This is a genomic window from Streptomyces sp. NPDC029292, assembly GCF_055569295.1.
Genome location: NZ_JBVHXR010000003.1, coordinates 77307 through 90237, shown reverse-complemented (window position 1 = coordinate 90237; position 12931 = coordinate 77307). Strand labels below are relative to the sequence as shown.

Annotated in this window: 9 protein-coding genes; all 9 read right to left on the bottom strand. The window is 71.2% G+C overall.

Translation table 11 applies throughout. The annotated features are described in order from the left end of the window. Nucleotides 1–6: 6 nt before the first annotated feature. The 9 genes from ACZ4WS_RS08625 to ACZ4WS_RS08585 all read right to left on the bottom strand — a co-directional run bounded on the left by ACZ4WS_RS08625 (nt 7) and on the right by ACZ4WS_RS08585 (nt 12810). A complete protein-coding gene (locus ACZ4WS_RS08625) occupies nt 7–1017 on the bottom strand; it encodes a DNA polymerase Y family protein (RefSeq protein ID WP_467978477.1) in 1011 nt (336 codons plus the stop codon). After that, nucleotides 1014–4532 (bottom strand): DNA polymerase III subunit alpha, encoded by a 3519-nt coding sequence (locus ACZ4WS_RS08620; RefSeq protein WP_467978475.1) that lies wholly within the window; start codon nt 4530–4532, stop codon nt 1014–1016. The genes ACZ4WS_RS08625 and ACZ4WS_RS08620 overlap by 4 nt, the downstream gene beginning before the upstream one ends. A 612-nt stretch (nt 4533–5144) precedes the next feature. Further along, the gene (locus tag ACZ4WS_RS08615; protein WP_467978474.1) at nt 5145–6227 is read right to left on the bottom strand and encodes a S1 family peptidase; all 1083 of its coding nucleotides are present in this window, start codon (nt 6225–6227) and stop codon (nt 5145–5147) included. A 278-nt stretch (nt 6228–6505) separates the two neighbouring features. Next, nucleotides 6506–7432, bottom strand: coding sequence for a slipin family protein (locus ACZ4WS_RS08610; RefSeq protein WP_467979246.1), 927 nt, complete (start codon nt 7430–7432; stop codon nt 6506–6508). Between the two features lie 169 nt (nt 7433–7601). Further along, nucleotides 7602–8501 carry a S1 family peptidase gene (locus tag ACZ4WS_RS08605; protein WP_467978472.1) on the bottom strand — a complete coding sequence of 300 codons (900 nt, stop codon included), beginning with the start codon at nt 8499–8501 and terminating at the stop codon, nt 7602–7604. A gap of 238 nt (nt 8502–8739) precedes the next feature. Further along, complete coding sequence (locus ACZ4WS_RS08600) at nt 8740–9522, bottom strand: DUF1684 domain-containing protein (RefSeq protein WP_467978470.1); 783 nt, start codon at nt 9520–9522, stop codon at nt 8740–8742. Nucleotides 9523–9526: 4 nt separating this feature from the next. Further along, nucleotides 9527–10897 (bottom strand): NtaA/DmoA family FMN-dependent monooxygenase, encoded by a 1371-nt coding sequence (locus ACZ4WS_RS08595; RefSeq protein ID WP_467978469.1) that lies wholly within the window; start codon nt 10895–10897, stop codon nt 9527–9529. Further along, nucleotides 10894–11973 (bottom strand): LLM class flavin-dependent oxidoreductase, encoded by a 1080-nt coding sequence (locus ACZ4WS_RS08590; protein WP_467978468.1) that lies wholly within the window; start codon nt 11971–11973, stop codon nt 10894–10896. Before ACZ4WS_RS08590 ends, ACZ4WS_RS08595 begins: the two co-directional genes overlap by 4 nt. Nucleotides 11974–12057: 84 nt before the next feature. Next, nucleotides 12058–12810, bottom strand: a complete 753-nt coding sequence (locus ACZ4WS_RS08585) for an amino acid ABC transporter ATP-binding protein (protein ID WP_467979244.1) — start codon at nt 12808–12810, stop codon at nt 12058–12060. Nucleotides 12811–12931: the final 121 nt, after the last annotated feature.

Here is a 12931-nt window from a genome sequence, read left to right as displayed (position 1 = left end):
TGAACGTCACGCGGCCAGCGTCCCCGGCCCGATCACATGCGGTCCGAACTTCGCCCGCGCTCTGTCCGCGACCTCCTCGATGCGGCGGACCTTCTCGTCCACCGGGTCGAAGGTGAGCTGGTAGGAGGCCTGTTCGGCGGGGGTCAAACCCTCGGCGCGCAGGGCGATCGCACGGACCCGGGCGCGCTGGAGGCCGAGTGCCTCGTACATGCGGTACGCCGTGTCCGTGAGCGTCGACGAGTGGGCGGTCGGCTCCTTGAGCGTACGGCTGCGAGTGGTCGTGATGGGGGTCCCCCCGCTCGAGCCTGTTCGAGAGTGGGGGAGGTCGGCGTAGCGGACCGTGAGGGTCAGGGTGCGGCAGACCTTTTCCAGGGAGCGCAGCCGGGTGCCCAGTTCCTCGACGGCGGAGAGCAGGGCGCGGCGGTGCCGGGCCGGGTCCAACTCATCGCGCGCGAAGGGGCGTTCGGTGGCCAGGGAGCGCGAGGTGGCGGTCGGTACGACCCGACTGCGGTCGATGCCGGACGCCTTCTCGCGCAGTTCGCGGCCGGCGCGGGCGCTGGTGAGGCGTTGCAGGGTGGACAGGGGTGCGGCGGCGACCTTGCCGATGGTGTCGAGGCCGTACTCACACAGGATGCGGGCGGTGGCGCCGCCGACTCCGGGCAGCGCGGCGACGGGCCGGTCGGCGAGGAACTCCGCGATGACGTCCGGCTCTTCGGGCACCACGCGGGTGACCCCGGGCACGGCGTCGCGCAGGGCCATCCGCGCGAGCATCGGCCCGGGCCCGGCGCCGATCACGCAGTCGATCCCGTACAGGGCGAGCGCCCGCACCCGGATCAGCGAGGCGAACTCCACGGCGCCCCGCCCGAAGTACCGCTCGGCGCCCCGCAGATCCAGCAGCGCGCCGTCGGGCGGCAGGGCCTCGATGACGGGGGTGAACTCCTCGAGCAGGCCGAGGAGTTGGGGCAGGGCGGCCTCGTACATCGGAGGCAGCTGGAAACGTACGCAGAGGATGGTCATCCCGCACTCCCCGGACTCTGGTGCCACAACTTCTTTCCACCCGCGGGCCCTTCGCCCGCGGGACGCAGGTCGGCCCAGGGGTGCATCTCGTACCCCGTGGACATACGGATCGTCCGGCCCTCCGCCGGATCGCCGTCACCGGACTTCGCGGCCCTCGCGGCCTTCCCGGCCTTCTCCGGCCCATTCGCCCCGTCCGGCTTCTCCGGCTTCTCCGGCTTCTCCGGTACGGGCTCCGCCAGCCGCTCCGCCACCACGTCGAGGCCGCCCTCGGCACGCAGCTCGACCAGCTCGGCGAGGTTCCAGGCCGCCGCGCCCACCACGCTGAGGCTGCGCGGGCCGCGACGCTGCACCACGCCGCGCACCAGCAGCAGCCAGGAGTGGAAGACGGTGTGGGCGCACGCGTCGTGGGAGTCGTCGAAGAAGGCGAGGTCGACCAGGCCCGTGCCGTCGTCCAGGGTGGTGAAGATGACGCGCTTGCCGGAGCGGATCGGCGGGGTCTGGGTGGCCGCCTTGGCACCCGCGACCAGGACCGTCTCACCGTGCCGCGCCTCGCGCAGCCGGCGTGCCGACGCCACCCCCAGTTCGTCGAGGAACTCCCGGTGGTCGTCCATGAGATTGCGCGAGGCGTCCATGGAGAGCACGCCCAGTTCGGCGCTGAGCCTTTCCGCCGAGGAGAGGTCGGGCAGCCCGGCCGAGGCGGTCTTCCGCCCGCCGGACAGCGGGAGTTGATCCCCGCGCCCGCCGCGCGCGCCCCGGTGCAGCTCGGTCAAGTGCAGTTGCAGATCACGGCGGTTGGCGCCGAACGCGTCCAACGCGCCCACCTGCGCGAGCCGCCCGGCCAGCGGACGGCTCGGCCGGGCACGCTCCCAGAAGTCGAGCAGTGAGGCGTACGGCTGCCCGTCCGCGATCCGCGCGGCCTCGGCCTCGCGGATGCCGTGCACGTCGGAGAGCGCCAGCCGCACGCCCCACACTTCCCTGGACCCATCGAACCCATCGGACCCATTCGATTCAGACACCAGTTCGATACGGTGGGCGACCGCCGACCGGTTCACATCCAGCGGCAGGATCGGCACGCCTCTCCGCCGCGCGTCCGCGAGCAGCAGCCGCTTCGGGTACATCCCGGGATCGTGTGTGAGCAACCCCGCGTAGAACGCGGCCGGGTGATGGGCCTTCAGCCACGCCGACTGGTACGTCGGTACGGCGAAGGCGACCGCGTGCGCCTTGCAGAAGCCGTACGACCCGAAGGCCTCGACGATCTCCCAGGTGCGCGCGATGGTCTCGGCGTCGTACCCCTTGGCCGCCGCGTTCTGTGCGAACCAGAACCGGATCCGCCCCTGCGACTCGGGGTCGGAGAGCCCGCGCCGCACCCGGTCCGCCTCGCCGCGCCCGCAGCCGGTCATGATGTCGACGATGTCGATGATCTGCTCGTGGAAGACGACGACCCCGTACGTCTCCTTCAGCGGTCCTTCCAGGTCCGGGTGCGGATAGCGGACCGGTGCCCGCCCGTGCCGCGCCTCGATGAACGGCCGCACCATGTCGGCGGCGACCGGCCCGGGGCGGAAGAGGGAGATGTCGACGACGAGGTCGTGGAAGGTCGCGGGCTGGAGCCTGCCGACCAGGTCCCGCTGTCCCGGCGACTCGATCTGGAAGCAGCCCAGCGTCTCGGTGGACTGGATGAGCCGGTACGTCGCCGGGTCGCCCGGCGGTACCGCGTCGATGTCCAGCCGATCCCCCGTGGCCCGCTCCACCTCGGCCACCGCGTGCGCCATCGCGGACTGCATCCGCACGCCCAGTACGTCGAGCTTGAGCAGCCCGAGGTCCTCGACGTCCTCCTTGTCGAACTGCGACATGGGGAAGCCCTCGCCGCTGGTCGGCATGACCGGCGTACGGGCGAGCAGGGAGGCGTCGGAGAGCAGCACCCCGCACGGGTGCATGGCGACTCCGCGCGGGAGGGCGTCGAGGGCCTCGACCAGTTCCCAGAGCCTGCCGTACCGCTCCTTCTCCCCTGCCAGTTCCCGCAGTTCGGGCAGCTCGTCCATGGCCGCGCGGGCGTCGCGGGCGCGGATGTGCGGGAAGGACTTGGCGATCCGGTCGATGTCGGCGGGGTCCATGGAGAGGGCGGCGCCCACATCGCGGACGGCGTGCCGGACCCGGTAGGTCTCGGGCATCGCGACGGTGGCGACCCGCTCGGTGCCGAACCGGCCGATGATCGCGCGGTAGACCTCCAGGCGGCGCGCGGACTCCACGTCGATGTCGATGTCGGGCAGGACCGAGCGGCGCTTGGACAGGAAGCGTTCCATCAGCAGCCCGTGCTCGACGGGGTCGGCGTGTGCGATGCCCAGGAGGTGGTTGACGAGGGACCCGGCACCGGAGCCACGCGCGGCGACCCGGATGCCCATCTCCCGTACGTCGTCCACGACTTGAGCGACCGTCAGGAAGTAGGAGGCGAAGTGGTGGTGGGCGATGATGTCCAGCTCGCGGTGCATCCGCTCCCAGTAAGCCCTCTTGCGGTCATAGCCGCGCAGCACCATCCCCGCCGCCGCCCGGGAGGCCAGGACGCGCTGGGCGGTACGGCGGCCCGCGCCGACGAGGTGCGGTTCGGGGAAGTGGACGGTCCCGATGCCGAGGTCGTCCTCGGGGTCGACGAGGCATTCGGCGGCCGTGACCTGCGTCTGTTCGAGCAGGCGGCAGGCGGTGTCGCGGCGGTAGCCCGCGGCCTCGACGATCCGTTCGGCGGCGCCCAGCATGGCGGCCTCGCCCTTGAGCCAGGCCTCGCCGGAGTCCAGCTCGCGTCGGGGATCGACGGGGACGAGTCGGCGGGCGGCGTCCAGGACGTCGGCGACCGGGCCCATACCGGGGTCGGCGTACCGGACGGTGTTGCTGAGCACCGGGCGCACCCGCTGTTCGGCGGCGAAGCCGACGGTGCGGGCGGCCAGCCTCAAGGATCCCGGCCCGGTGCCTTTGCGGCCGTGCCACACGGCTTCGAGGCGCAGGGCGTCGCCGTAGATCTCCCGCCAGGGCACGAGCAGCTTCGCGGCCCGGTCGGGACGCCCGGCGGCGAGCGCGCGGCCGACGTCGGAGGCGGGGCCGAGCAGCACGGTCAGGCCCTCGGCATGGTTGTCCGGCCACGGCAGCAGCGGTGGCCCCTCGCTCTCGCGGGCATGCGCGGCCGTAACGATTCTGCAGAGGTCGGCCCAGCCGGTCGCGCCGTCTCGGGCGAGGAAGGTCGCGCGAGGTGTCGACTCATCAATGAAGGCACCGCCACGAACCGGGGCGCGCCGCTTCTCCCCGCGCTCGGGCTCCCCCACCGCCAGCTCGGCGCCGAACAGCGGACGGATGCCCGCCTTCGCGCACGCCTTGGCGAACCGGACCGTGCCCGCGAGGGTGTCCCGGTCGGTGAGGGCGAGGGCGTCCATGCCCCGCTCCGAGGCGCGCTCGGCCAGCCGCTCCGGGTGCGAAGCCCCGTACCGCAGGGAGAACCCGGAAACGGTGTGCAGATGCGTGAACCCCGGCACACGCACCTCCCGTACCCGTGAGCCCTACCCGAGCTCTCGAACATTAGTTCCCAACCACCTCACCCCCACCATAGACCAATTTTCGAACTCTTGTGCGACACACGTTGGAGCCTGTCTCACCTGCGCAAACGCCGGACGGCCCGGACCGTGGGGCATGACGCAGACAGCCGACGCCGACGCCCCGCGCACGTCGTTCCTCGCCGAGGTGAAGGACGCGGTCACCGACGAGGCCACGGCACGCGAGAAGATCCTGAACCGGGACATCGACGGCGCCCAGGTGATCGACCCGGCGGGCACCACGGACCGGCTCCTGGTCGCCACCGGCGGCGGCACCGTGCCGGCCACCACCCTGGAGAAGCTCACCACCGCGACCGAGGCGGCCGAGCGGCGCACGGTGCGGACCGTCGACGTGGCCCCGGCCTCCGCCCAGGACTTCGACGGGCTCTCGCTGCTGGCGCTCTCGGCGTGGGCGGTGGCGGGAAGCGCGATGGCGGGGGGGGGGGGGGGTCTCCCCCCGCCCCCCCCCCCCCCCCCCCTTCTCCCCCCCCCCCCCCCCCCCCCCCCCCCCCCCCCCCGCCACCCTGCTTCTGTCCGACAGACCTCCGCCCGGCGTCAGCCGATCTGGGCGCCGAAGGCCGACAGCGCCTCGGTGACCGGCTGGAAGAAGGTCTCACCGCCCGAGGTGCAGTCGCCGCTGCCGCCGGAGGTGAGGCCGATCGCGGCGTCGCCGTCGAAGAGCGAGCCGCCGCTGTCACCGGGCTCGGCGCAGACGTCGGTCTGGATGAGTCCGTTGACGATGTCGCCGTTGCCGTAGTTCACGGTGGCGTCCAGGCCGGTGACCGTGCCGTCGTGCACCTGGGTCGTCGAACCGCTGCGGGTCACCTTCTCGCCGACGGTCGCCTCGGCCGCCTTGGTGATGGGCTGCGAGGAGCCGTTGTAGAGGTCGACCTCGCTCGGGTGGTCGACGCTCGCGGTGTACTTGACCAGGCCGAAGTCATTGTCCGGGAAGCTGGACTGCTCGTTCGTGCCGATCTCGTTGCCGCTGGAGTCCGACCAGGTGGAGATCGCCTCGGTGCAGTGCCCGGCGGTGATGAAGTACGGCTGCCCGTCCTTGACCACGTTGAAGCCGAGCGAGCAGCGCCCGCCGGAGCCGCTGATGGCGTCGCCGCCCGCGATGAAGGGCTTGAACTCCCCCTTCGTGCGCTGGAGTTCGGCCGTGGCGCCGAGGCCGTCGACGACCTTGGTCAGCTTCGCGAGAGCGGCGCCCTTGACCGTGCGGTCCGCGGTGACGACGACCTTGTTGGTCTCCGGGTCGGTCGCCCACGAGGTGCCGGGGATGGTCGCGTCCTTCTTGAGCGTCGTACGGGTGCTCTTCAGCTCGGCGAGGGAGTTCTCGACGATTCTGGCCTTGGCGCCGGCCGCCGCGACGGTGTGGGCCGCGGTCTCGTCGAGCACGTTGACGACGAGGTGCCCGGACTTCGCGTCGTAATACGTTCCCGCCGCGCCGGCGCCGAGGTCCTCGCCGAGGGTCGAGGCGAGCTTTCCGGCCGCCGCGATCGAGAGGGTGTGCGGGGCGGGGGTCTTCGGCGCCTCGCTCGCGTTCGCACTCTGGAAGGTGACTCCCGCTGCGACGAGTGCGGCGATGCCCGCACCCGCCACGGCGGCACGCCGCTTGGTTATGCGTCGGTGCTTCAACTCACGTCCTCCTGTGGGGGGTCGGTCGGGGAGGCTGTGGGGGTCTCCGGGACCGGAAGGCGTACGGACATGGACCCGGCGCAGCACAAAAAGCCGCGTCCATGTCAGTTGTTCGCCGCCCACTATTCCGAGGCCGACAGGGGGCACACAAGGTCGACTTCAGGACGCGCCTGCGCCAACGGGTGTGCACCCCCTGTGCCTTGACTGTGCGTGGTCGCACCACGTGGGTTCGCAGTGCAAACACTGGCTGCGAATGACCGGTGTGCAGCCTGTGAGGTCTAGTCCTGTCCGGTTTTCGATCCCTCGGCGTCCGGTTCCAAGGAGGCCTCCAGGGGTGGCGGTTGCTCCTGCACCGGTTGCTGAACCGCGGGCGGCGCCGGTTGCTGAACCGCGGGCGGCACCGGTTGCTGAACCACGGGCGGCACCGGCTGTCCGGGCCCCTGCTGGGCCTGCGCCCGCTCCAGGAACCGCAGCAGCTCCACCGGGAAGGGCAGCACGAGCGTGGAGTTCTTCTCGGCCGCGACCGCCACCACCGTCTGCAGCAGCCGCAGTTGGAGTGCCGCGGGCTGCTCGGACATCACTCCGGCGGCCTCCGCGAGCTTCTTGGAGGCCTGCAGCTCCGCGTCCGCGTTGATGACCCGCGCGCGCCGCTCGCGGTCGGCCTCGGCCTGCCGCGCCATCGACCGCTTCATCGTCTCCGGCAGCGATACGTCCTTGATCTCGACGCGGTCGATCTGCACACCCCAGCCCATGGCCGGGCTGTCGATCATCAGCTCCAGGCCCTGGTTGAGCTTCTCGCGGTTGGAGAGGAGATCGTCGAGGTCGCTCTTGCCGATGATCGAGCGGAGCGACGTCTGCGCCATCTGCGAGACCGCGAAACGGTAGTCCTCGACCTGGATGACCGCGTCGGCCGCGTCCACCACCTTGAAGTAGACGACCGCGTCGACCCGCACCGTGACGTTGTCCCGCGTGATGCCCTCCTGCGCGGGCACCGGCATCGTCACGATCTGCATGTTGACCTTACGGATCCGGTCCACGAAGGGCACGACCATCGTGAACCCGGGGCCGCGCACCTCCGAGCGCAGCCTGCCGAGCCGCAGCACCACGCCCCGTTCGTACTGTTTGACGACGCGGGCCCCGGCCATCACATAGACCAGCCCCACGGACGCGACGGAGACTCCCGCCGCCACCAGCTCACCGACCATCACGGCCCCCAGGGTCCGAAGTGGGCGCACCAGGCGTGTACAGCGTGTACTTCGACGGTAACTCCGTCACCTGAACAAGGGCGAGCCCCCGCACGGCAGTTGCGTACGGGGGCTCGCCTGCTGCTGGCTGCAGGTCTGGCAGTGCGGGGTACCGCGGGGTCGGGCTCGATCAGCCGACGCTCACGCCGTAGTAGCTCAGGGCCTCGGTGACCGGCTGGAAGAAGGTCGTACCACCGGAGGTGCAGTCGCCGCTGCCGCCGGAGGTCAGACCGTACGCGACGGTGCCGGCGTACAGGGGACCGCCGCTGTCGCCACCCTCGGCGCAGACGGTGGTCTGGATCATCTGGTAGACCACGTCGCCGCCGCCGTAGTTGACCGTGGCGTTCAGGGCGGTGACCCGGCCGCTGTGCGTGCCGGTGGTCGAGCCACGACGGTAGACGGTCGTGCCCACGCTGGGCGTGGCGGCGCTGGAGATGGTCTGGCTGCCGACCGCGCTCGGGTGGGCGATCGAGGTGTTGGTGTACCTCACCAGCGCGAAGTCGTTGGTCGGGAAGCTGTAGCTGACGTTCGTGCCCAGCGTCGTGGTGTGACCGGAGTTGGAGTACCAGGTGGAGGCGACCTCACCGCAGTGGCCGGCGGTCAGGAAGTAGTAGGTGCTCCCGCTGTGCACGTTGAAGCCGAGCGAACAGCGGTAGGCGCCGCCGTAGATGGCGTCGCCGCCGGTGATCAGCTTCTTGAACTTGCCCGAGGTGTGCTTGATGGTGAGGGCGGCCGCGTCGCTGCCCGCGTCCTTCTTGATCTGCGCGATCTCGGCCTTCGAGACCGTGTCGTCGACCGTGACGACGACGCGGTTCGTCTTGGCGTCGACCGCCCAGGCCGTGCCCGCGATGTCCGACTTGAGTACCGACTTGTTCACTGAGCTCAGCTGGGTGGTGCTGAAGGTATGTACGTCGGCTGCGCTCGCGTTGGGGATCGCGATCGCTGCGGCGGCCACGAGTCCGGTGGTCACGGCGATCAGCCGGGTCCGTCTCGTTATGCCACTGCGGGGGGTGGTGCGCTTGATCCTCACGTTTCGTCCCTCCGAAGGGATGTCGGGGGCCCGCGTGGGGTCGGGGCCCGTGAGGCGCAGCCAGGGCGCCCATCCGGATTCCGGACAAGCCGTGCCCCTGACAAGCGCTGTGGGGGAGTATTCGGCCGCACGGCCGACCGGCGCAAGGGCGCCTTTCGGCCGTACAGCGTTCAACTTGCGTACGCCCCACGGAGGTTGATCTCCCGTCCCCCCGAACGCTTCGGAGTCCCAGGGAGCTTCAGCGCAGGTGGCGCTCCCCCGCGGCGACGGCCGCGCCCAGCGTATTCCCGGGCGGCGGGAAGGGGCAGATGAAGTGGTCCGCGAATGCGCACGGCGGGAGCACGGCCCGGTTGAAGTCGACCTCCGTACGCCCTTCGGCGTCGGGTGCCGCGGGGCGCAGGAACCGGAAGCGGTAACTGCTGTCCCCGCTGGTGGCGTCGGCGAACACGGCCCACAAGGAGCCGTCGCTCTCGACCGACACCTGGAGCGTGAGGTCCTCTCCGTCCAGGGTGAAGGCGAGGACACCGCCGAGCCCGAGGCCCCGGGCGATCCCGTCCGCGTTCTCGACGCGTACGGTGCGGTCCTCGCCGTACGGCGTGAAGTGGCCCGGCACCGCCCAGCGCGCATCGTACGAGGTCGCCTCGATGCCCTTGAAGGCCTCCCGCGCGGGTGCGGCGGGGTCGAAGTCGCGTACGCCCCAGATCCCTTCGCGCACGAGGACGACGAATCGCCGCTCCCCCCGCGCGACCCGGGCCCCGGCCGCCGGCCCGAGGTCGGCACCGAGCCTGACCTCGCCGGTGAAGGGCTCCCCGTCGAGGGTGAGACCGTCCTCGGCCGTCGCCGTCAGGACGACCGCGTCCTCCTCTGCCGCCCACCGCCCGGGGATGTCCGGAAGTCGCCCCTCCGGATAATCCTCGATCCAGTACGTGCCCGTGAGCGCCAGCGGCCCGTAGGGCGTGGACACCGTCTCGATGCGGTGCTCGTGCCAGTGGTTCCAGTCCTCGGATGCGTCCGTCGTCATGTGATCAACCTTTCCATACGGGCTCGGTCAGACCGAGGTGCGAGCGCAGCGTCGTGCCCGTGTATTCCGTGCGGTACGCGCCGCGCTCCTGGAGCAGCGGCACCACCCGGTCGACGAACTCGTCGAGGCCGCCGGGTGTCAGATGCGGTACGAGGATGAAGCCGTCGGCGGCGTCCGTGCGGACGAACTCGTCCAGCTCGGCGGCGATCGCCTCCGGGGTGCCGATGAAGGACTGCCGCTCGGTCGCCTCGATCACGGTCTGCCGGATGGACAGCCCCTTCTCGCGCGACAGCGCCCGCCACTTCTCGGCGAGGGCGAGGGGGTCGGCGATCCTCACCCGCCCCTGCACGAGGGTCGACTCCGGGTCCGGATCGATGTCGGGAAGGGGGCCGTCGGGGTCGTACGAGGAGAGGTCGACGCCCCAGATCTGCTCCAGGGCGAAGATCGCGTTCTGCGGCGAGATCTGCTGCCGGCGGATCTCGGCGGCCCGCTCCTGCGCCTCGGCGGCCGTGTCGCCGAGCACGAAGGTGACCCCCGGCATGATCTTCACGTCCTCGGGCGCGCGCCCGTACTTCGCCAGCCGCCCCTTCACATCGGCATAGAACTCCCGGCCCGCCTCCAGCGTGCCGTGCCGCGTGGAGACGACGTCGGCGGCGGACGCGGCGAACTCCCGGCGCTCGGGTGAGTCCCCGGCCTGGATGACGACCGGGTGTCCCTGCGGCGAGCGCGGCACGGTGAACTCGCCCGCGATGTCGAAGTGCCGGCCCCGGTGCGCGAACGGGCGCGGCAGGCCGTCCGCTGTCCAGGAGTCCCACAACTCCCGTGCCGTCGCGACGAATTCGGCGGCGCGGGTGATGGGGGTCCCCCCGCTCGAGCGAAGTTGAGAGTGGGGGAGGCCGGCCCGGTCCAGGAAGCCGCCGCGGCGGAAGTTCTCACCGGTGAAGGCGTCGGAGGAGGTCACCACGTTCCAGGCGGCCCGGCCCCCGCTGAGGTGGTCCAACGAGGCGAGCCTGCGGGCGAGTTCGTACGGCTCGTTGAATGTCGCGTTGACCGTGGCGGCGAGCCCGAGCCGCTCGGTGACGGCGGCGAGCGCATTGAGGACGGTGAGCGACTCGGGCCGCCCCACGACGTCGAGATCGTGGATACGTCCCTTGTGCTCGCGCAGCCGCAGCCCTTCGGCGAGGAAGAAGAAGTCGAACAGACCGCGTTCGGCGGTGCGCGCGAGGTGCTCGAAGGAGGCGAAGGCGATCTGGGACTTCGACCGCGGGTCGGTCCAGACGGTGGTGCGGTTGACGCCCGGGATGGGGGTCCCCCCGCTCGGGCGAAGTCGAGAGTGGGGGCGGGCGGCCAGGTGGATCTGTTTGCGTACGGTCATGACGTTCCCCCTGCCACGGCGTACTGGTTGGCGGGCCTGGCCAGGCCCAGGTGCTCCCTGAGCGTGCTGCCCGGATAGAAGGTGCGGAACAGGCCGCGGTGCTGGAGCAGCGCGACCGTTCCGTTGACGAGCCGCTCCAGGTCACGGCGCGGCTCGACGGGCGTGAGATGGAAGCCGTCGGCGGCGTCGGCCTGGTGCCAGGCGGTGATCAGCTCGGCAAGGTCGACGGGACCGCCGCGGTACAGCGGGCCCTGCGCGGTCTGCCGGGGTCCGCCGCCGCCGTGGCCCGGCTCGGCCGCGTGCTCGCCGTCGCCGAGGTCGACGCTCAGCCCGGCGAGCACGCGCAGAGCGTCGGGGTCGCGCCCGAACCGCGCCGCAGCGTCCCGAAGTTCTGCCCGCACGGCACGGGCCTGCGCGGGCCCGACGACCCGGACGAGCACCACATCGGCGTACCGGGCCGCGGTCTGCCGGGCGTGTCCTTCGGTCGCGTCGACGACCCGTACGGGGTGGCCCTGCGGGGGCCGCGGCACGATCGAGGGGCCCTTCACGGAGAAGGTGGCGCCCTCGAAGCCGACGTAGTGCAGCTTGTCCCGGTCGATGAAACGGCCGGTGGCCTCGTCGCGTATCTCGGCGTCGTCCTCCCAGCTGTCCCACAACCGGGCGGCCACGTCCGCGACTTCGCCGGCCTCCTGCCACAGCGCGTCGGCGGGTGCGGCGTGGCGCCGGCCGAACAGCCGTGCCTCGCCCTCGGTCGTCGACACGTCGATGTGCCAGCCCGCGCGGCCCCGGCTGACCCAGTCGAGGGTCGCCACGGCCGCCTGCACGTGGAAGGGCTCGGTGTGCGTGGTGGTCACGGTCGGCACCAGGCCGATCCGGCCGGTGACGGGCGCGACCCGCGAGAGGACGGCGAGCGCGTCGAGTCCGGGGCGGGTGAAGGTGTCGCCCAGCGTCACGAAGTCGAGCCGGCCACGCTCCGCGAGCTGAGCGAGCTCGACGTAGGAGGCGGCGTCGTAGGCCGCCTGTTGATCGAGGGCGGCGGCCAGGTGCAGGAGCGCCCGGCCGTGCGGTGCGGTCATTGCCAGAACCTTTCTGTGAGGGGTGGTTTCGCTCCGCCGCGGTGGCGGGAAACCACGACGGGCCGGACCGGCGGACCCGGGGAGTCAGAGAACCTTGGAGAGGAACGCCCGCGTGCGTTCGTGCCGCGGCTGGTCGAGTACGTCTTGGGGGGTGCCCCGCTCGACGATGCGGCCGTCGTCCATGAAGACCACGGTGTCGGCGACCTCGCGGGCGAACCCGATCTCGTGCGTGACGACGATCATCGTGGTGCCCTGGTGGGCCAAGTCCTTGATGACGTCCAGGACTTCACCGACCAGCTCGGGGTCGAGCGCGGAGGTCGGCTCGTCGAAGAGCAGCAGCTTCGGCTCCAGGGCGAGCGCGCGGGCGATGGCGACGCGCTGCTGCTGACCGCCGGAGAGCTGCTTCGGGTAGGCGTCGGCCTTGTCGGCGAGTCCGACCCGGTCGAGCAGTCTCCGCGCCGCCTCGACGGCGTCCTTGCGTGGGCGCTTCAGCGCGGAGACCGGGGCCTCCACGATGTTGTCCAGCACCGTGAGGTGCGGGAAGAGGTTGAAGTTCTGGAAGACGAAGCCGATCCGGGTGCGCTGCTTGAGGATCTCGCGCTCGCTCAGCTCGTACAGCTTGTCCCCGGAGCGCCGGTAGCCGACGAATCCGCCGTCGACGCGGATCCGGCCCTGGTCCACCTTCTCCAGGTGGTTGATGGTGCGTAGCAGGGTGGACTTGCCGGATCCCGAGGGCCCCAGGACGACGGTCACCTCGCCGGCGCGTACTTCCAGGTCGATGCCCTTGAGCACCTCCAGCGAACCGAAGCTCTTGTGCACGGACTTGATGTCGACCATGACGGTCGCGGCGACCGGATCGTCCTTGTCGGCCTTGAAGACCGAGTCGACCTTGCCGCCCTTGCCGTCCTTGCCGTCCTTGAAGTCCTTGCCGTCCTTCGAGAGTGACGCGCTCATCGGG